The 19,711-nt window shown below is 32.6% G+C and carries 19 protein-coding genes; 8 read left to right on the top strand and 11 right to left on the bottom strand.

Translation table 11 applies throughout. From position 1 onward, the window contains the following. The first annotated feature begins 36 nt into the window (after window positions 1-36). Window positions 37-480, top strand: a complete 444-nt coding sequence (locus tag GWJ05_RS14305) for a YcgN family cysteine cluster protein (RefSeq protein WP_036936692.1) — start codon at window positions 37-39, stop codon at window positions 478-480. Window positions 481-541: 61 nt separating this feature from the next. Here the strand turns inward: GWJ05_RS14305 and GWJ05_RS14300 are convergent, their stop codons facing one another. Beyond that, window positions 542-1,429, bottom strand: a complete 888-nt coding sequence (locus GWJ05_RS14300; RefSeq protein WP_103004709.1) for a PhzF family phenazine biosynthesis protein — start codon at window positions 1,427-1,429, stop codon at window positions 542-544. 688 nt (window positions 1,430-2,117) lie between these two features. Here GWJ05_RS14300 and GWJ05_RS14295 point away from each other — a divergent pair. Next, window positions 2,118-2,942 (top strand): DNA/RNA non-specific endonuclease, encoded by an 825-nt coding sequence (locus tag GWJ05_RS14295; RefSeq protein ID WP_181880541.1) that lies wholly within the window; start codon window positions 2,118-2,120, stop codon window positions 2,940-2,942. A gap of 76 nt (window positions 2,943-3,018) precedes the next feature. On the opposite strand, the gene fetB is transcribed toward GWJ05_RS14295, so the two are convergent. From fetB to GWJ05_RS18685, 4 genes are all read right to left on the bottom strand, one after another. Then, window positions 3,019-3,792 (bottom strand): iron efflux ABC transporter permease subunit FetB, encoded by a 774-nt coding sequence (gene fetB, locus GWJ05_RS14290; protein ID WP_036936698.1) that lies wholly within the window; start codon window positions 3,790-3,792, stop codon window positions 3,019-3,021. A gap of 51 nt (window positions 3,793-3,843) precedes the next feature. Further along, window positions 3,844-4,494: an iron efflux ABC transporter ATP-binding subunit FetA gene (fetA, locus tag GWJ05_RS14285; RefSeq protein ID WP_036936700.1), complete on the bottom strand. Its 651-nt coding sequence runs from the start codon at window positions 4,492-4,494 to the stop codon at window positions 3,844-3,846. Between the two features lie 387 nt (window positions 4,495-4,881). Further along, complete coding sequence (locus GWJ05_RS18615; protein WP_103004710.1) at window positions 4,882-5,121, bottom strand: acyl-CoA thioester hydrolase/BAAT C-terminal domain-containing protein; 240 nt, start codon at window positions 5,119-5,121, stop codon at window positions 4,882-4,884. Between the two features lie 290 nt (window positions 5,122-5,411). Next, entirely contained in the window at window positions 5,412-6,326 is a 915-nt protein-coding gene (locus GWJ05_RS18685) for a helix-turn-helix domain-containing protein (protein WP_052038496.1), read from the bottom strand. Window positions 6,327-6,416: 90 nt separating this feature from the next. Between GWJ05_RS18685 and GWJ05_RS14270 the strand changes: the two genes are divergently transcribed. The 3 genes from GWJ05_RS14270 to GWJ05_RS14260 all read left to right on the top strand — a co-directional run bounded on the left by GWJ05_RS14270 (window position 6,417) and on the right by GWJ05_RS14260 (window position 9,696). Next, the gene (locus tag GWJ05_RS14270) at window positions 6,417-7,037 is read left to right on the top strand and encodes a TetR family transcriptional regulator (protein ID WP_036936703.1); all 621 of its coding nucleotides are present in this window, start codon (window positions 6,417-6,419) and stop codon (window positions 7,035-7,037) included. Between the two features lie 66 nt (window positions 7,038-7,103). Next, the gene (locus GWJ05_RS14265; protein ID WP_161681463.1) at window positions 7,104-7,580 is read left to right on the top strand and encodes an NUDIX hydrolase; all 477 of its coding nucleotides are present in this window, start codon (window positions 7,104-7,106) and stop codon (window positions 7,578-7,580) included. A gap of 517 nt (window positions 7,581-8,097) precedes the next feature. After that, entirely contained in the window at window positions 8,098-9,696 is a 1,599-nt protein-coding gene (locus GWJ05_RS14260; protein WP_161681462.1) for a methyl-accepting chemotaxis protein, read from the top strand. Window positions 9,697-9,776: 80 nt separating this feature from the next. Here the strand turns inward: GWJ05_RS14260 and GWJ05_RS14255 are convergent, their stop codons facing one another. Beyond that, complete coding sequence (locus tag GWJ05_RS14255; RefSeq protein ID WP_161681461.1) at window positions 9,777-10,781, bottom strand: 2-hydroxyacid dehydrogenase; 1,005 nt, start codon at window positions 10,779-10,781, stop codon at window positions 9,777-9,779. A gap of 148 nt (window positions 10,782-10,929) precedes the next feature. Here GWJ05_RS14255 and GWJ05_RS14250 point away from each other — a divergent pair, with 148 nt between their 5' ends. The 3 genes from GWJ05_RS14250 to GWJ05_RS14240 are packed head-to-tail and all read left to right on the top strand — an operon-like array spanning window position 10,930 to window position 14,112. Further along, the gene (locus GWJ05_RS14250) at window positions 10,930-13,566 is read left to right on the top strand and encodes a YdbH family protein (protein ID WP_123822147.1); all 2,637 of its coding nucleotides are present in this window, start codon (window positions 10,930-10,932) and stop codon (window positions 13,564-13,566) included. Beyond that, a complete protein-coding gene (locus GWJ05_RS14245; RefSeq protein ID WP_036936715.1) occupies window positions 13,563-13,769 on the top strand; it encodes a YnbE family lipoprotein in 207 nt (68 codons plus the stop codon). Before GWJ05_RS14250 ends, GWJ05_RS14245 begins: the two co-directional genes overlap by 4 nt. Before the next feature lie 10 nt (window positions 13,770-13,779). Next, on the top strand, window positions 13,780-14,112 hold the full coding sequence (locus GWJ05_RS14240) for a YdbL family protein (RefSeq protein ID WP_036936717.1): 333 nt from the start codon (window positions 13,780-13,782) through the stop codon (window positions 14,110-14,112). Window positions 14,113-14,202: 90 nt separating this feature from the next. Here the strand turns inward: GWJ05_RS14240 and GWJ05_RS14235 are convergent, their stop codons facing one another. The 5 genes from GWJ05_RS14235 to GWJ05_RS14215 all read right to left on the bottom strand — a co-directional run bounded on the left by GWJ05_RS14235 (window position 14,203) and on the right by GWJ05_RS14215 (window position 19,477). Further along, entirely contained in the window at window positions 14,203-14,757 is a 555-nt protein-coding gene (locus tag GWJ05_RS14235) for a fimbrial protein (RefSeq protein ID WP_123822146.1), read from the bottom strand. Window positions 14,758-14,782: 25 nt separating this feature from the next. Then, entirely contained in the window at window positions 14,783-17,152 is a 2,370-nt protein-coding gene (locus GWJ05_RS14230; RefSeq protein ID WP_036936724.1) for a fimbria/pilus outer membrane usher protein, read from the bottom strand. After that, complete coding sequence (locus GWJ05_RS14225; protein WP_087802365.1) at window positions 17,142-17,843, bottom strand: fimbrial biogenesis chaperone; 702 nt, start codon at window positions 17,841-17,843, stop codon at window positions 17,142-17,144. Before GWJ05_RS14225 ends, GWJ05_RS14230 begins: the two co-directional genes overlap by 11 nt. 92 nt (window positions 17,844-17,935) lie before the next feature. Beyond that, a complete protein-coding gene (locus tag GWJ05_RS14220; protein WP_161681460.1) occupies window positions 17,936-18,496 on the bottom strand; it encodes a fimbrial protein in 561 nt (186 codons plus the stop codon). Between the two features lie 357 nt (window positions 18,497-18,853). After that, on the bottom strand, window positions 18,854-19,477 hold the full coding sequence (locus tag GWJ05_RS14215; protein ID WP_161681459.1) for an FMN-dependent NADH-azoreductase: 624 nt from the start codon (window positions 19,475-19,477) through the stop codon (window positions 18,854-18,856). Window positions 19,478-19,711: the final 234 nt, after the last annotated feature.

Here is a 19,711-nt window from a genome sequence, read left to right as displayed (position 1 = left end):
TTCGTATCAGATGAGCAATAAGGTAATAACGTAGAGATGACACAGGCTTTTTGGCAGACTAAAACATTAGATGAAATGAGTGATGATGAGTGGGAATCACTTTGTGACGGGTGTGGACAATGTTGTTTACACAAGTTAATGGATGACGATACCGACGAAATATATTTTACCAATGTTGCTTGTAATCAACTTAATATTAAAACCTGCCAATGCAGTAATTATGACGATCGTTTCCGTTATGAGCCAGATTGTATCAAGCTTACACGGTATAATTTACCGACATTTGAATGGTTGCCGATGACGTGTGCATATCGTCTGTTAGCTGAAGGCAAAACGTTACAAAATTGGCATCCCCTTATTGCGGGTAATAAAGCAAAAATGCACCAAAGCAATATTTCTGTAAGGTATATTGCCGTACCAGAAACGGAAGTTGAAGATTGGGAAGAACACATTCTTAATCGCCCGAAAGGGCGTGGTTAATTAAAACCAAACAACGTTTCTGGTTCCATGATTAAAAGCCCTTTTTGGGGCTTTTTTCCATTTAAAGACGGAGTGTTTTTTCTCCGAATATAGCAGCTTGCCCACCAACGCGAACACGATTAATTTTTTGAGCATGTGAATCAATCATCACCTCAAGCAACGATGAGCACCCCATCGCACGTCCTTGTTCTAATAGGAAATGGGTTTCATTAGGAAAAACGTAATTAACTAAATAGCAACCTAATGCTCCACTAGAACTACCTGTCGCGGATTCTTCATTTATGCCATACAAAGGTGCAAAATTACGACAATGAGCTGTAATCGTAGCATGGCGGCTTAATTCAAATACGTGAAAACCGATAGTGTTAAACTCACGGCTTAGGTTTGCAATCGTGTCAAAATTAGGTTGTAAAGCATCTAGCGAGCCTGATTGCACAGGAACAATGATATCGTATAAACCTGTCGAAATAATCGTAATAGGTAAGCCCGTTTTTCCTATAACATTACAGTGAACACCCAGCGCTAAGGCAACAGCATTAATATCAGGGCCTTGTCGCATAACAGGATGTGTTTGTTCCATAACAATACTCTGAGGGCTTACAGAGACACTTAAAATACCGGCTTTCGTTTTTTGCGTGTAATTACCAGAACCAATGATATTAAGTGAAGCCAGCGTAAAGAAAACAGCTAATGTCGCGTGTCCACAAAAATCAACTTCACCTTCAGGAGTGAAAAAATCGACCTTAAAATCCGTTTCTTTACCAGTGTAGACAAATGCTGTTTCAGAAAAACCAACTAGACGTGCGATTTCTATTTTTTGAATATCACTTAGATTAGGCGGATTAAGCACGACACCTGCCGGATTACCTCCTGAATTATTTCGGGTAAATGCGTTGACAAGGTGTACCTTTACTTCGTGCTCAATGGTGAGGGGAGGATTGTTTGGCATTTGTATTTCTCGTGTTATAACTCAACTCAATAAATCTTACGTATAACATTTATTGTGGTTATTGTTGGTAAGCGACGGTTTTATATATTAAAAATAACAGTGGGATTTTGTATCATCTTTTGAATGATAATACATACGAAAAAATAAAGCTCTAGGATCTTCTCATTAACTGGAATGGCCATAATTCAAGAAGAATAAGGAATTTGCGATATTAATAAATTTCTCTTTATTGATGAAAAGAAAGGTAATTTTTTTCTATATAAAAATATTTTTAGAAAAGATATTGACTAAATAAGAATTATATCCCATGATTATTCTCATGGTGGAAATTTAGTCTTTACCAAATCTAATAAGTTTTTAAACCTCGCTTAATGCGGGGTTTTTTGCTTTTTGGGACAGTGAAAATAAATATTCGCCACGAACGGTGTTTGTAATATCTGATATTTAGAATTTTTACTCACCGTTTTTTATTTCTTAGCAAGATTCTGAGCTGTAAATTGTGATTAAAAATAACCTCATCAATACGATGGGGCTTTTGTGTTGCAGTTTATAGCTGGAATATATCATTGAGAGAAAATAGGATTTTTCTCTTTTAGCAAAAAGCTCGCTTTGGCGAGTTTTTTTGTTTCTTCATTTTAAAAAGGAATTTTATATGAAACGTATTACACCTATTATTTTATCATTTCTTATGATCTCCACCAGTTATGCAAATGCCGATATAACTGTTGAACCTAATGCTAATATTGGATCTTCATTGTTAACTTCGGCGCGTGATATTTCCAAGCGTTCAATGAATGATGAAAATTGTGGAATTGGTTGCCCATTAGGAGGAAGTGAAACCACTATTCAGCGAGATGTTTATACACTAAATAATAATAGCGAAACCAAGTTTGCAGACTGGGTTGCTTATTTAGTAACTAAAGACAGCATCGGTAGTGGTAAAACACGTAATTGGAAAAAAGATCCGGCTTTAGGCAATGATGAAACCTTATCGCCAGCGGATTATAAAAATGCTAATGCCACATTAAAAGTTGACCGTGGTCATCAGGCACCTTTAGCGTCATTGGCTGCGTTACCTGGTTGGAATGCACTTAATTATCTTTCTAATATCACACCACAAAAAGCAGATTTAAACCAAGGTGCGTGGGTGCGATTAGAAGATCAAGAGCGTAATTTGGCAAAAGAAGGTCATAAAGTCTTTACAGTGACAGGCCCTATCTATGAAAGAAATATGGGTAAATTGCCTAGTACAGATAAAGATCACACTATCCCAAGTGCTTATTTTAAAGTGGTTTTTCTAAATGATACACCAGAAAACTCCTCTTATGCAGCGTTTATTATGGATCAACAAACACCGAAAAAAGCAGATTTTTGTGAATTCCAAGTAACAGCGGCAGAAGTGGAAGCTCGTACAGGTTTAACACTTTGGAGTCAGTTACCTGAAAAAGCTCAAGATGTGAAATCTCAATTTGGTGAGTTAGTTAAAAAAATGGGGTGTACAGTATTAAAGTAATAATTTAAACCTGAATACTAATAATAAAAGGTCACTTCATTTAGTGACCTTTTTCAATATAATCAAATAATTATAATTAACTATTTTCTAAATTAATTAGCTGATGACGTTGATTAAAGAATTTTTTATAGGTTAAGTAACATGCAATTATGGTTGAAATACTGGCTGTTGCCATCAACATAAACGTCACCATAATTTGATATTTTACGGCTTGTAATGGATCAACACCTGCAAAAATAAGTCCAGACATCATCCCAGGTAAACTTACAATTCCCACTGTTTTGGCTGCATCCACCGTGGGGATTAATGAAGATTTAATGCTGTCTCTAATAATACTCATAGAGGCTAATTTAGGTGTTGCACCCAAACTTAGCATCTCTTGTAATTGCTGTTGCTGATTTTGAAAACGTTGTCCTAAATTATTATAACAAAGGCCAGTTGCTATCATCGCATTACCTGCAATCATCCCGGTAATAGGAATAATTTGAATTGGAGTAAAAGCAATAGAACTGGTGAGTAATAAAATAGTTAAGGTTAATAATGCCCCTGTAGTAATAGCAGTAAAAGAGATAAGAAAAATATCTTTAACATATTTACTGCGTTTCTTGGCGTTATACGCCGCGTTATAACAGATAAAGAGCACCATTAAAAAGGTAAGGATAAAATGGTCTACATGGAATATATAGGTTAATACATAGCCAACAATTAACAGTTGGACAATTGCTCTTGCAGTACTCCAAATGATATCTTTTTCTAAAGCGAGTTTTTCTTTACTGCTAATAAAAATAGCCACAAGAACTAATAAAAGCGAGAAAATAAGAGACTCGTTGCTTATTGTATGTTCGTTCATAATATGATGTTCGCTCATAGCAAAGGGTGACTAATTAAGAGAAAAAAATGTTTAAGCATTATTGTGAGAGGGTAACTGGATGACATCATCAGCATGTTTTATTTCATTTTGATCATGTGTGACCCATAACACGGCTAGTTTTTGATCTTTTACATAGTGGTGGATAACATCATTCACTTTTATTTTATTATCTTCATCTAATGCACTGGTTATCTCATCAAGTAATAAAATTTTTGGCATAAATTGCAAATTTCTTATCAGTGAAATGCGCTGTTTTTCGCCACCTGAAAGTTCGTTGATCCTTTTTTCTATTATGGATGCGGGCAAACCAAAATAGTCTAAATTCTGCTTAAGTTTTCTATCATCTACTGAAACTTTTCGTAATAAATAAGGAAATTTTAGATTATCGTAAACAGTTTCACCAAATAACATGGGTGTTTGTGTACAGTAAGAAACCTGCTGACGATACTCTTCGGGGGGAAGGGTTACATAATCTTTATTTTCAAAGAAGATGTTACCGCTGGTGGGTGAGAGTAGAGAGGAAATAAGCTTAAGTAAAGTACTCTTACCGCAACCCGAAGGGCCTGTAATAAGTTTAAATTCAGAAGGTTGAAGTTGAAAATTTATGTTATCGAGGATAGTTTTGTTATCAATTCGATAGCCTATTTTATCAAGACGTAAAAGAGTCACTGTGCTTTCCATTCTTATCCTAAACTTAGAAGAGATAATAGTTATCATTATATAGATATAGTAATATAAAGATCCTGTTTTAAATCAGTTATTCAGTTATTTCGCAAATTATGCATACCATTGTTGTATATCGCTGATTATTTTACCGGTTAAACGTTCACCTTGTTCATTATAAAATCCATGATCTAACTTATCGTATTTAATAAATGTTATATTAGATTGTTTAATATCTTAGTTTAGTTTATGTAACGCTTCTACGTTGACATTTGTGTCATTGAGAGTTTAAATAATTAAAACAGGTGTGTGTTGATTACTTTTAATTATTTTAAGTAAATCGACAGCAAAAAATTGTTGCCACCAATATTTACTGTATTCGCTGATAAATCGTTCATCATCAATTTAATTGTTTTTTATTGTATCAGCAAATTGTTTAAAGCCATTTAAGGCATCTTCAACATATTCTTTAGGTCTAGTATGACGGATATTATAAAGAACATCGTCAAGAAAAAAACGACCTCCACCATTTAATGCAACGACAGCTTTAATATCGTTACGTCTAGCTACCACTAAAAGCACCATCGTAGTGCCTTTACTCCCACCGATTAAAATGATATTCGGATATTGCGAAGATAATTTCACTTCCATCTTGACGAGTTAATGTATGTGTTGATATTTATGCATAACTCACAAAAGAAGTCAGTAAAAAAGCAGAAAGTATGAGGTGAGGTGAGATACGCATAAGAACCTTTATTGTTTTATATAGGGATCTAAAGTAGAAAAGCTTTTTATGTTGATAAAATATAGCTAATTAGTTTAGTAAAATAATAACAAAGGCAATCAAAACAAATTTTATTGCGCCAATAGACTTTATAGAATTAATTTATTCTTAATAAAAACAGCCTGAAATATTCAAGCTGTTTTTATCGTAATTAGTGAATTGGAACAAAATAATCTATTTCTAAGGTTTTTGGGAGTTCCATTAAATCGACATCGGTTTCAATACTGACATATTTTTCAATATCAGCGCCTAAACGGCGACATAGCCCTAATGCAGGTAGTGTATAAAAATATATTTTCATCGCAAATTGTTTATATTCATCCAGTGTGCCTTTAAATTGAAACCTAACATAACGACCAGGTTCTATACGTTTTTTTCTAAATCCACTGGTTTTTGTAAAATGATCCAAACTATTCAAACCAATCTCATAGTCAATTTGGATTTTATTTTTACGTAGCGTATTAGGTTGATATGAAATCAGCACTGTACTTTCTGTGAAATTTTTATCTGTATACAATAAAAAATCGTTCCAAAATTGATGGCGAATATCTTCATGCAATTTACCGATATCTTCAATAGAACAAAAATATTGGTATTGCATACCATAAACATAACTTTCAGGCAGTTCCATAATGTTAGGAATAGGTAAATCAGTGACATCAAAATTAATGGGAGGTTGAAAATTATCACCACAAAGATTATCAAGTTTACGATATTCAGTAGGTGTAACGCCAAATGTAGCTTTAAAACGGCGTGTGAACGATTGCTGAGAATCAAACTGATAACGTAATGCCACCGTAAGAATAGGCAGTTTTGTTAACCGTAATTCAGTTGCAGCTTTTGTGAGGCGTCGCCCTCGAATATATGAAGCCAGCGTTAAGCCCGTTGCTTGCTTAAATACTCGTTGCAAATGCCATTTTGTATAGCCTGATTTAATCGCAACATCATCAAGTAGCAACGGTTTTTCCAGATTTACCTCAATCCAGAGAAGAAGCTCTTTGATAATTTCTATATTAAATGTGGATAAGGTATTCGCGGGAGCAAACCCATTGTGCGGAGATGACATGATAATTTCCTGAAAATATTTTGTTCAGTTTACACAAAACTGATACCCATATATTATTACATACTTATGGTATGTTTTTAGGGTTTTATCATGAATATAAAATCACGGCAACAAGAGAATTCAGAGCAAACACGCACCGCGTTACGTGAGGCGGCACAAGAACTATTTATAAATCAAAACTATTGTGATGTTTCCATAGATGAAATATCACGTCACGCAAGAGTGACAAAAGGGGCGTTTTATCATCATTTTAGTAATAAGAAAGCACTATTAAAAGAGTGTTATCTTTTTCAAGTTTATAAAGTCATGGAGCAACTTGTTAAAATTCCTAACTATGATGATAAATGGCAAGAACTTGAAGTTATTTTTAGTTTTTGTGTTGATCATATTTATCAACATAAAGATACACTTATTCCGCTACAAGAGATTATCTCCGTTTTAGGTTGGAAGGAATGGGATGAAATTGATGCACAAATTCTTATTCCTCGAATCAAATCCTGCGTAGAAATACTCTATTCTAAGCAAGAAATTTGTACTTACTCTCCTGATATTGTCGTTAATTTAATCTATGGTTTTCTCACGCATATCGCGATTAACTTAAAAAATGAAGAGACATTATCGGAAAATGCCTGTAGGGATTTCAAAAGGATCTTTGCTGATTTTCTGATGGGAATAAAACAAGCTTCAATAAACGTGAAAGCCGGTAAATAGCACAAAAAAACAGGATGATTTAATGTACATTGGAACAAGAACATAAGACATAAGGATAAGCATATCATGACACTAGAAGTGCCTAAAAGCCATTTCACTGCAACGGGTATCATATTTAATCAACAGGGACAATTTCTTTTCCATTTACATTCCAAAATAGGGTACTGGTTACCACCAGGTGGTCATATCGAAGATAATGAAGAACCACAAAATGCGGTATTAAGAGAAATAGAAGAAGAAACTGGATTATTGTGTGAATGTCTTTGTTATCAGCCTGAATTTAGCCTTGGTTTAAATGATAATGATGTTATTGAACTCGTTAAGCCCCTCGCCATTTTAAAAGAACCTATTCACGATAAAAAACAAGGATTTCATTATCACATTGATATGATTTATCTTTGTAAACCACTAGAAAATAGCCAATTGACAAATAAATCTTTCCAATGGCTTTCTTTAGATGAACTAAAAAAAAGAGAAACGCCATTGAATGTGATAAGACTTATTGAACTAACTGAAAAGTTATTAATAGAAAATATTATTTAAATTTCTCAATAAAACTAAATTAATCTTAATAAATAAACAATAAAGACAGTTTTTAGAAACTGTCTTATTTTTATTGGAAATAAAATATTTTTAATATTTGATATAACTTAATATTGAAGTTAAATAAATTAATGTTAATAAGTGTATATACTTAAAATGGAAGTAGGTGAAAATAAATAAAAAAAACACAAAAACTAAAAAATAATTAATAAATTATCTTTTTCTGAGTAAAATCAGCATCATTGCGAGATATTATAGAGTTAATTTATCTCTGGTTGGATAAAAAACTCGTTTATTTTGTAAATGAAAAATGCTTTTCACGACACTCTAAAGTTTTCTCTTACTATTACCGACATTATAAGTAAAGGCAGATCTTATGCGCCTTTATATTTTAATGAATACATTTTAGTCTTATTTTATTACACCAGGGAATATGCTCTTTATCAGAGAAAGAGTGCATTCTGATATCTTACAAATGTACAGATTAAAACTCTGTATATTTTGATGGAATATGACCATGTTTAAAAATATCAGTATAGAAAAGACCGTTAAGGTCATGCTGGCCATTTTATTTGCGTTGATTATGAGCATTATTTATTTTAGTTATGATGCTTCCACTCGATCTTATAATAATTTCGTTTCATCAAATAGCTTAAGCCAGCAAATGTTACTAATGGGCAAAGCTCGATATCAAATGGCCGTGATCAGGGCAAATATTAATGGTTTAGATGGACAATTAAGAGTCAATGAAAAACCCTCTGCAAAATATTTTCATCAAACTGCTGAGTATATTGAAATTACCCGTGAAGAAATCCACCGTTGGGCAGACGCTGAAAAGCTAACAATGGAAGGGCGTGAATTAGCAGATGATATGACAAAACGCTTTGATGAACTGCTTGATATTTTTACTGGCGCGTTAGAGCGATTGCGCAAAGGCCAGCTCACAATTCATTCGTCTAGTGCTAAGATGGATGAGCTCAATGACATCACAATGCAATATTATGCTGTTGCTAATGGCATAGAGAGTGGTTATATCGATATTGCTAAAACATCTCAAGAACGTTTGATGATGGTATCATTAACAACAGGCATTATTGTTATTCTTTTATTTATCATTATATTGCGTTGGTTCTCTCATACCTTCATTGGCAATATCAAAATATTAATCAATATTTTTAGCAAGATGAGCCAAGGTGATTTTAGTATGCGTATCGATAATCATGGCACTAATGAATTTGGTCAATTATTTAATGAAATGAATAAGATGAAAAATTCATTAAGCCATATGATTTCTTCAGTCAAAAATGCTGTTAATACCATTAGTGTGAGTGCGGGTGAAATTGCGACCGGAAATACGGATTTATCATCCCGTACAGAAGAGCAAGCAAGCGCATTACAAGAAACGGTTGCGAGTATGGAACAAATTAAAACTACCGTTGAGAAGAATGCTGATAATTCACGTGAAGCCAGTAAATTAGCATTAACAGCGACAAGCTCTGCTCAAAACGGGGAAAGTGTTATGGATAGCGTGGTAGAAACCATGTCTTCAATCTCTGAAAGTGCGAAGAAAATTGCAGATATTAATGACATCATCAATAGTATTGCAAACCAAACCAATATCTTATCATTGAATGCTGCTGTTGAAGCTGCTAGAGCGGGTGAGCAAGGTCGCGGATTTACAGTTGTTGCATCTGAGGTACGTAATTTAGCAAGCCGTAGTGCAGAAGCTGCAAAAGAGATCAATGAACTGATCACCCACTCTGTCAATAAAGTACATGTTGGTTCTCAACAGGTGGCCCAAGCAGGACGCTCAATGTCAGAGATCGTTACAACCATTAATCAAGTAAATGACTTTATGCAACAGATAGCCCTTGCTTCTAATGAGCAAAGCATGGGTATTAACCAAATTGCATTAGCGGTAAGTGAAATGGATACAGTTACCCAACAAAATGTAGCATTGGTTGAAGAATCTGCCGCCATTACAGCGAATATGGATGATGAAGCTCACCAATTAGCTAAATTAGTTTCACAATTTAAAGTGGATGAAGAGACAGAAACATCTTCACACTTTGAAGCAACTAAATCAGTTGAAGATAGCAATACTAAAGAAAAATAAGTGGTTGCACGGTTAATAAATAAAAAGCCCCTTGGCATAATTTATGCGAAAGGGCTTTTTGTTGCATTTATTCTGAACGTTTATAATGGCACTTTGATCTGATTAACACATTCATTACCCGTAGCTACATCTTTAATATTGTGTAGTGTTGTCTCACTAATACTGATTAAAGCTTCTTCTGTTAAAAATGCTTGATGCCCAGTAAATAACACGTTATGACAAGAAGAAAGGCGACGGAAAATATCATCTTGAATAACGTCATTGGATTTATCTTCAAAGAAAAGATCGCGTTCATTTTCATAAACGTCCATCCCCAAAGCACCGATTTTTCCTTGTTTTAGCGCATTAATCGCAGCGGCAGAATCAATTAATGCACCACGACTAGTGTTAATAATCATCACACCGTCTTTCATTTGTGCAAAAGCAGTTTCATTTAATAAATGATGATTATCTGCAGTCAGCGGACAATGTAACGAAATAATATGAGAATTTTCATAAATTGTTGCTAAATCAACATATTCAGCACCTAAATCAAGTACAGCTTGATTTGGGTAAGGATCATAGGCTAGTAATTTCATACCAAAGCCTTTTAGTATACGTAATGTCGCTAATCCAATTTTGCCAGTACCAATAATACCCGCCGTACGGTTATGCATATTAAAACCAGTTAGACCTTCTAATGAGAAGTTTGCATCACGAGTACGCTGATAAGCTCTGTGTATACGGCGGTTTAAAGAGAGCATCATGCCAACAGCATGTTCTGCAATGGCCTCGGGTGAATAAGCTGGCACACGTACAACGGTGATACCCAATTCCGTAGCTGCTTCTAAGTCAACGTTATTAAAACCCGCACAGCGTAAAGCAAGTATACGAATATTAAGGCTAGCTAGCTCTTGCAAAACCGCACGATTGGCATCGTCATTAACGAAAATACAAACCGCATCCGCACCAACGGCATTTTTTGCGGTTTGTTCTGTCAAATTAAAATCGAAATATTCAATATCATAATGATATCCATTATGCTGATTGACCCATTCCATGTGTTTACGATCATAATGTTTAGTACTATAGGAAACGATTTTCATCTAGTTTTCTCTACTCTCGATTAAAATTTTGTTCAGAGACTGGAAAAACAGAATTATCCAGCCCCAATATGAAAGAAATTAATACTATCATTATAAACAATTTAACAAGGTAAGTGGATGATTCAGGTTTGTTTAAAAGGAATATGATGTGTTGTTAAGAAAAACAATCAAATGGACAGGGACGATACTGGTAGGTGTAAGCCTAATCGGTACTGCGTTGTGGGTATCTATCCCTCGTTGGTTGCCTGTTGTTGCAAAAATTTATCTACCTGAAGGTGTCACTCTTTCATTATCTCAGCCACAATTACAACGGGCAGGCGTTTCTGTTGAGAATATTGCATTAAAGACAGCCAGTTGTACTTTAGCAAACATGGACAACTTTGCTTTTTCTTATCGAAAAGAACAAATTGATAAACTGCAATTTAATAGTCAGAAACTTACTATTGATGAGCACTGTTTTTCAACGATGCCACCGAATAAGCAGGAAGAGGCGGTATCAGTACCTGTTGAGATAAATTCCTTATTAACGTCGATACCCTATTTATCTGTCAATATAGAAAATCTACTCTTAAAAGAAAATGCCCGCTATCAAGGTTCGTTACAGCTAAAAACACAAAATGATGGACGATTAGTGACGTTCCAAGGAGAAAATGCTCAACTCGGTATTTTTATTAGAGATAATAAATGGCTAGATATAAAGCAATTCAAATTGAATTTACCTGATGACAATAATATTGAACTTGCAGCTGAAATAGCATTACCAATTGACATTGCGTCATTACCTGAAAAAGGTACGATTGATGCGACTTTATTAACTTCTCATTATGCTTATCCCTTAGTCCTCATTCTTGAATGGGAAGGACTATCAGGCACTATTTCACTTGCTGAGCAAGGTGGTGGCCATGCATTGGCTCTATTACCTTGGCATGTTACCCCCGAAAATATAAAGATTGAACAAGGTCGTTGGGAATGGTTTGGATTAGATCAACCTTTGCGTGGGGGGATTAATATTAATATTGCTCAATGGCAAAAAGGTCTGACAGATTTAAGATTAAGTGCACGATTAAATGTAATGACAGAGGGTCATGCAGGAAAAGGAAATTTAGTTATTTCAATTCCTGAGACGGCAGTAAATTGGTTAGATGCACATATTCCTATTCAAATTACCGGAGTGGTTAATAAAGAATTAATGCAAGCCAGTGCGCGATTACCTATTAACGTGACAGGAACATTCGTTGATCCTACTGTTGAATTTCAATCTGGCTCGTTACTTCGTTTTAAAGGTCCATTAACTGAAACGCTTACGATAAAAGATGCACGCTTACCCTTAGCAGGAACGACATTTTCATCAAAAGGTTTTAATGGCCGTTTAAATGCGATTGTTGTCGCACAAGACAAGATTTGGGGGGATTATCGTATTCATTTTCAAGGTAAGGCAACTGATTTTTTACCTGATAATGGGACTTGGCAATGGCGTTATTGGGGAGAAGGAAATTTATTACCTTTAAAAGCACGTTGGGATATTGCGGGAACAGGGTATTGGGTTGATAAAATCATCAGCTTTGAAAAAATTAATACAGGTTTTGACGTTTTAAAATATCAACATACAACGATGACGGCACCTCGATTATCGTTAGAAAGTCCGTTTCGTTGGATAAGAGATGAGAAAAAGCCCGCATTTGGTGGAAAATTAAAATTAACTAGTCAACGTATTGATTTTCCGTCAGGTGGTTTTCTAGATAAAGCCGATTTTATTGCCACGATCAGTGGTGAATCACCCTTCAATTTTAATGTAAAAGGTGAGTTAAGCGCTAGACCCAACATAGGACCTATTGCAATTAATACACGTTGGGATGGGGCAAGATTAAGAGGGCAAATGCGTTGGCCCTTACAGCCAATAAATGTTTTTCAATCTTTAATTCCAGATAAGTTAGGGATTACCCTTGATAAAGGTGAACTCTATACCCAAGCAGATTTTTCTATTGCACCAGAACAAGGCTTAATTGCTGGTGGACATCTTGTGGTTAAGCAGGGGGGAATGTGGCTTAAAGAGGGCATTTTAGAAGGCTTAGATTTTATTTTGCCTTGGCGTTTAAACGGTGATGAATGGCAACTGGGGGTTAAACAACCTGTTCAGTTACGGATAAAACGCGTTAATAATCTTTTTGAAATGACTGATATTACGGCTGACCTTCAAGGTTTTTACCCAGCAACAGAAAATAAACCGCTAGTTTTATCCAATGTGAATGTAGCAATGCTTGATGGCACTATTTCGTTGGCAAAACTCACTATTCCACAGCATGAAGCAGCGATTATTTCTCTTGATAATATTCAATTAAGTCATCTGTTTACTTTATTAAAAGTGACCCAGTTTGCTGCATCAGGTAAAGTTAGCGGGGAATTTCCATTCTTTATTAATAATAATCAATGGATTATTAAAGATGGTTGGCTTGCTAATTCATCATATTTGACGTTAAGACTTGATAAAGACTTTGTTGATTCAATTGATGATAATAATATGTCAGCGGGTATTGCTATGGCGTGGTTACGTTATTTAGAGATCAATCGCTCTTGGACTCGCGTCAACTTAAGTAATTTAGGTGAGTTAATATTAGAGGCTGAAATTCAGGGAACGAATCCTCTAGAAGATAAACGTCGACAAGTTAACTTCAATTATCGACACGAAGAAAATGTCTTTCAATTATGGCGGAGTTTACGATTTGGTTCACAATTGGAAGAGTGGTTAGAAAAAAGCTTATCAGATTTAGGGAGTGAGTCAGAGTGAAACCATTATTTTTAAGAAAATTATTTATATTAACAGCCTTAATAATGGGAATATCGGCGTTAACAGGATGTATTCGACTCGAAGTTGCTACACCTGATAAACCGATTAATATAAATATGAATGTTAAAATTGAACATGAGATTAATGTAAAAATAGATCGCCAAGTAGAAGATCTCTTAAAAAATAACAGCGCCATTTTTTAAAGGATAGATGATGAATTATAAAAAATATCTCTTAAGTTTTGCGCTAATGTTGACTTTAGTGAGTACTAATGCCACAGCATTAACACTTGATGAAGCAAGAGAGCAGGGATTAGTGGGAGAAACATTTAGTGGCTACATCGAGCTTGTTCAAATAAATAATAAACAGGCTCAACGACTTGTTGATGAAATAAATCAAGCGAGGAAGACAAAATATGCTGAAATCGCTAGAACTAATCAAGTAACGCCGGAATCTGTTGCTCGACTTGCGGGTGAAAAGCTAGTCGCAAGGGCTAATGAAGGTGAATTTGTCAAAGGTATCAATGGAAAATGGGTGAAGAAATAACTAAGCCTTAAAATAAATATTTAATAACTACTTAGTATATTTAAAGCACGAGCTAGGATAAATAGCAACCGTGCTTTTCTATCATTATAATTACTCACTATCATTAAACATAACAACATCGTCATTTATTTTTGTAATAAACTGAATGTTTGATTGTATATAACCAGGCTTAGGGGGGAAGTCATCTTTTTTTACATAATTAGCTAAAAAATAAAACTCTGCTTCTCCATCAATAAGTTCTTCAACAAACTCATTTTTTTCATTAAGGTTTATGGGGTTTTCCTCATCATTGTACAATAATTGAAATGCAATATTAGTGCTTGCATTATCGCCAGCAATCATATTTTTTAAATAACCAGTATTAGTATCAATGCTCGAATTTTCAATTTTCAAACGAACTTCACCATGAGTTTTAGAACAATCTTTTATAATAATAATGATAATATGATTGTCTATATTTGCTAATGTTCCTGCTTCATGTGATGAAAAATCATTTTCATTAATAGAAAGCCTATCACTAATATTTTCATAGATATAATCAATATCACAACTTAAAGGAATTTCATGATCACCACGGCTAGCTGTTGATGGTAATGAAAAAGATGTAAGTAGTAACATAATGATTAACTGAGTGATTTTTTTCATATTTTCTTAATAGAGATAATTTAGTTTAAATACAGTTGATTTCTTTTTTTATTAGTGTGGCGTTTTTTTCATTATCATCAATTTCATAATTAAATTGACACTGCTTATCTTCTTCCCATCTTACTTTTACTAAGCCACTCTCTGTAACACCAGAAAGAAAAATAATATTATTTTCCGACACTAACCCATGTGATGTAATATTACCCTCTGTGTCTAATACGGTAACTACTGATGCGAAAGGAAGTGGAGTTGTTGATTTAAAAATAATACGATATCCTATTTTTATAGGGAAAGTTATTTTAGATACTGCGCCTAATGTGGGAATAATATTTTTGCTATAAACTTCTGTTTCTGCTTTTTGGGGTAATGTCGTTGCATTTAATTTAATGTTATTTATTCGATAAGGTGTAATATTATTTAAAACTAGATTTCCAAAAAAATCAGTTTCCATTTTTGATGAAAGTGACGTTTTGATTCCAGATATTCCTTGTGTATTAATTAATGCAAATGTTCTACCTAAACGAGGAGTAAGAGTAATGCCATTAGAATGAAGGACAATTCCTCCATTAATAGAAATATTATAATTATAATTATCTTCCATTTTGTTTGCATTAAATGTGTAAGATTGATAGTTGTTTTGATAACGGGCATTAGTGGAAAATTGGTTAAATTTTCTTTTCTCATCATACGTGTGTTGATAATTTAATGAATATCCTAAATTATGATTAAGCAGACTGCCTCCGATGTTGGTAGTATTGATATAATGTTTTTTATTACCTTGATAATTTGTTTGATTATTAAACCAATGATTATGGTCACTATTATTTCCCAATGGTATATGGAGATTAAGTGAGAATGAATGATCAAAAATAGATTTATTTTTTTTAAAATCATATTTAAGGTTATAGTTTATTTTATTTATTGAAGATGAAAGAGAAGTACTTAACCCAAAATCTTTAGATATTTTTCTATATATTTTTTCTTGATACTGAAAAGAAAGATAACCCAAGTTACTAAAGTTTTTTGATAAAGAAAATGAATAATTTCTTTTAACTCCATCGTTTTTTTGAAAATTATCTAAATAATGATAAAAAGATATTTTAGAAGTAAAATAGATTTGCGTTTTTAGCATGCTTTTTTGATAAAGAAATTGATATTTTAATTTATTTTTACTATTTTCATAACTTAAGTCTGTTGCTAAACCACCCAATATACCTAAATCAAGAGATAGTCCAGATAGGTAATTCATATGGTTATCTCGTTTTTTTATTGCGCTATATGAGGTGATTTTTTGGCTAAGGCCATAGGAAAACTCACTTAAAAGGAAAGTAGAATTTTCTTTATGGTTATTATTGGGTAATGTACCAGCAATTAAATTATATTGATAGCTACCTTTATTTAGCTGATTAGGAAGTGATGTAAAATAATGGGTTGAGGTTTTGATTCTGCCATCCTCTTCTTTTATTTCTAACGTTAGTTTTCCACTTCTTAAAACAGGTAATGAATTTATAATAAATGGACCCGGAGGAACGGTGGTTTCATAAATAACCTTGTCACCTTGTCTGATCACTACTTGAGCTTCAGTATCAGCCATTCCTTCTATAATCGGTTTGTTAGCATAAAGAGTATTACTTGAAATTAAATTATTGGATATTAATTGAAAGCCAATTATTTTATCAGTTGGTAATATTCGTGTTGTAGGTGAAAAATTACCACCATAAAAAATAGAAGAAAAAGAATTAATTTGTCGATATGCATATATTGATGAAAGCTTAGATTGATAACGATCTTTCGTCCAATCAAATCTACTTTGACCACGTACACGCCAAGCTCCCATGTTAATTCCTGAATATAAATTAAGCTTTTGCTCAATAGATTTTTTTTGATGATACTTAATCCAATATGAGTATTGGGTGAATAATGCTGTAATTCCATCATCCCAGTTTTGTTCATTTGCAATATAATCAGTTGTCTTTATTAATGCTTTTTGTGGAATAATTAAATTTAACTTCTGATTAGAGAAATGATATTTAAAGTCGATTGAAAGATCACTTAAAAGTATTGAGCCTTTATTCTTTTTGTCAATTTTATAAAAATCTGAATCAATGCCAAGAGAAATAAAATCATCGATAGAAAAATAAGGTGTTAATTTATTATCTATATTTTTAAAATAAAGAAGTTTTGCTGTTTTTTTTCTATTATTTATATGAATGATAGAGTGATAAAAACCTTCAGGTTTTTTATTTTCAAGAAGCAGTTTAATCGTATCATCACTAATGTTAAAAAGTGAATAAGAATAAAGAGATAGAAAATTATTTTGTGCGACAGTATCTTTGTTGAAAATAATCATTAAAATAAAAAAAGTGATCTCTTTTTTTTTAAATTTAATCTTCATTAATTATGGCCTTCTCTGTCGCATTGATTTCTACGCCAAATTGATCAATCGTTTTCCATTTAATCAATCCACTTTCTTTAATTACATTTCTTGTATTATGTTTTGTAAAAGGCGGAATTGTTTTACTTTTATTATTCAATAAAACTTCATTTAAACTAATTTTAAGTAAGGTGATAAAATAAGGTGTTGGGTTATTTATAATCAACTCATTGTTTTTGTTTTTTAAAAACTCAATCTTTTCATAAGAAGTTTTGGCATTTTTCTCTATTGATATGGGTCTATATATTAAGTTATAAACAGAGTTCATTGATATGTGTAATAAATTTTCGTTTCCATCTGAATTAGATAGCAAAGGTATTCTTTTAATGTTTATTCTATACAATGTTTCTCTATCTTTTTTTTCTATTTCACCTAATCTAAATATTTTCAAAGAATAATTTTCGTCTTTTTCTATTTTAAAGAGTGGTGGAGTGATGATAAAAGGTAATTCATCATCATTATTTTCATTGTAATGTGAAATCCAGCTTTGTATAAAATAGTTATTATCTGTTTTGTTTTTTATTTCAATGACTTCTTGATTTTGACTTTCAATAAAAATAAATCTATTCTTATTTATTTCTATTGCTGAATAACCATAAATAGGAAAAATAGTAAATATGGATAAAATGGTGACTTTTATTTTTTTGATCATGCTTTATTGTTTTATGGTAAGTTATATTTTTTCACTATAAATTCACAGTATTAAAACAAAGCTGGAAAACCAGCTTTGTCTATTCTTAAATGTTAACCTTGATCGGCAACATCAGAATAAATAACATCGAAATTTAAGCTGGTTATTACTTTTCCAGGAGTTGCTTCTATATTATCTGGCTTTTTATAATTTGCGTAAAATTTATAACTTGCCATATGTGTTACTTGATCAATTTTTGCTTTAAATTGTGTGTTATTTTCCTGTGCTAAATCTATCTCGCTTCCAGTTGTATCTAAAATAGCAACGGACACATTACTACCATTATCTTTAGATATGACAGTGTTTTCTAATGTGCTCTTTCCTTGGTTTTGAACTCTTAATTTAATATTATTAAGTTCTTGAGTACAATTTTCAAAGATAATATTAATTTCTTTTGCTTCCACATTTGCTAAATTAGATAATGTAAAATTATTTTCTTGAACATTAGGTAACTGAATTTCAGCTATTGGTTGTAATATGCAACTAGGTGTTGCTGTTATTTGGCCTTTAATATTAACTATACCTACACTGTTTTTTTCATATTCAGTAGCATTTGATTGAGTTGATAAAAAAGCCGTAGATAGAATAAATATTGAGAGTATGCTTTTTTTCATCGTAAATTCCATTTATTGAATTAATAAAATTATTTGATTTTTTATATGTTTGTTGAAACACCTAAATGTTATTTATTTGTTTTTTATAAATCAAATTAACTTTTTATTGATAATTTCATTATTAATATGAATTAAAGAATAAGTAGTAATGAATGGCTGTTAAAATAAATTTTATTTAGTCGATGATTTAAAAATTTGATTAAGTTTGGATTTTTTATCTATCAAGGTTTTTAAATTATAAATCAACAATGTTCTTTTTATAAAAGAGGTGTTGATATAAAAATGATGCTGTTAAATATAACTATAAAAAAAGCACCTGAATTAGGTGCTTTTAAAGAATAATAGAAATACAAATTACTATTTTACAGTAATGCTTCTTGTATTAATAACAGCATCAATTTCTTTTTGTGCTTGCAGGTGAGCTTGCTGTGTGTATTCTTCACCAAAAGCTGTACCTTCAGCCATAATAAATTGTACGTCGTGAATGCCAATAAATGCTAAAAATTGTTTTAGAAAAGGAACGATAAGATCAGAAGGTTGATCTTTATGAACATCACCACGACTAGTTAATACAATAGCTTGTTTATTTTCAAGTAAGCCTACAGAGCCGGCTTCGGTATATTTAAATGTTTCACCCGCACGAGCGATATAATCAATGTAATGTTTTAACTGTGCTGGAATTGAGAAGTTATACATTGGTGCAGTAATAATAATCATATCATGCGATTTTAATTCACTAATTAATTCATCTGATAATGCTCTGGCTACTTTTTGTTCATCAGAGAGCATTTCTGTTTCTTGTCCAAAAGCAAATAGGGTAGCCTGGTCCAAAGTTGGTACGGTATTTTTAGCGAGGTCACGTACAGTAATAACATCATCTTTATAGTTGTTCTGCCAATTTTCAATCAAATAATCGGCCATTTTATTACTGTGTGAGTAGCTTTCTAAAATGCTGGATTTTAGTACAAGGATCTTTTTCATTATTTTCTCTTGATCTATCAAATATGCTATTAGTTTAAATTTGTTGGTTTACGGTATTTTACTCTATCTTTTAACAATCACATCTCAATCCTTTGAATATGCTATTCAAATATATTGATTATATAAAATCATAGGCTAAGAAATTTAACCAAGCCTTTATGTGCCAATAGTCTGTTGTGATATCATACTTGCATTAGTTTTGATTAGAATAACCTCAAAAAGGATAATAAAAGG

Origin of the sequence: Proteus sp. G2626 (assembly GCF_009915985.1) — a bacterium.
GTDB classification, from domain to species: Bacteria; Pseudomonadota; Gammaproteobacteria; order Enterobacterales; family Enterobacteriaceae; genus Proteus; species Proteus vulgaris.
Note: the sequence above shows the minus strand (reverse complement) of the source record. Positions and strands in the feature narration are given on the sequence as shown.